At 47.2% G+C, this 902-nt stretch carries 1 protein-coding gene; it reads right to left on the bottom strand.

Going from position 1 to position 902, the window contains the following annotated elements:
• On the bottom strand, positions 1-902 hold a 902-nt coding region (locus R7Q48_RS25575), incomplete at both ends, for a methyltransferase (protein WP_318132965.1).

Raw genomic sequence — 902 nt, 5'->3', positions numbered from 1 at the left:
CCTTTTTCTTTCGCAGCCCAGAGACACAATACCTCAAAACCATCACTTAACTGTGATTTTCGAATGCTTGGCACGGGTTGATACTCATCAACTCCCAAAATCTCACGTGTCAGTAAATCAAAACCAAGCCTGAATACCATCTCTTGTTGACGATGGCGACGCACACGTTCACCGCCTGTCACCGTCTGTTGCAATGGAATGCGCAGTTCATGCTTAGACAAAATGAGTTCAGACGCTCGCACTGATTGGGATAACGCTTGGTACGTCTCGCTTTGAATCAAATGATAACAGCAAGGTGAAATCGTCATCGCCGCGATGCCGGCTTCACTTCCATATTCCATCAACCGAACATGAAGGTCACCACAAGCATGCAGTGCGACAGCATGTTGCGTGGGTTTGAATACTGCCTTGGTTTGAGGATCAAACGCGTCACCTTGGATAAAGGTCATTTTCCAATGATGTTCATTCGCGGCTTGTTGGCCGGAGTCGCATAACGCTTGTTGATATTCAAAACTGGTCACTGGTTGATCGGTTTGCGTGGTTAAGATCCGACCTAAGTATCCTTTACCCGAGCACCACTCTAACCATTCCTCACCTTGATGAGATCGAATCGCTGCCTCCCCCATCGCCATGATCTGTTCTAGCTTGCGCCCTGGGATTCCACTGTCTAACCCTCTTTCTAGCGCTAGGCCATCTAATGCCATCGACTCTAACTGTGTATGCCTAAGAAAGGATGGTAAAGCTGGCAAAAACACACTGATTTCATCCAACGCAAGGTCTGAGTCAGCTTTGAGATTTTCTATTTGTGAGGGAGAAAGCGATTCTAACCATTGGCAAAGCTGAGGGTGCGTTTCCTGCCAAGGTAATGATGGTTGAATGCTGCTTTGAAATGGCTCGAATCT

Source organism: Vibrio sp. 378 (assembly GCF_033339435.1).
This window is presented reverse-complemented; position numbering and strand designations above follow the sequence as displayed.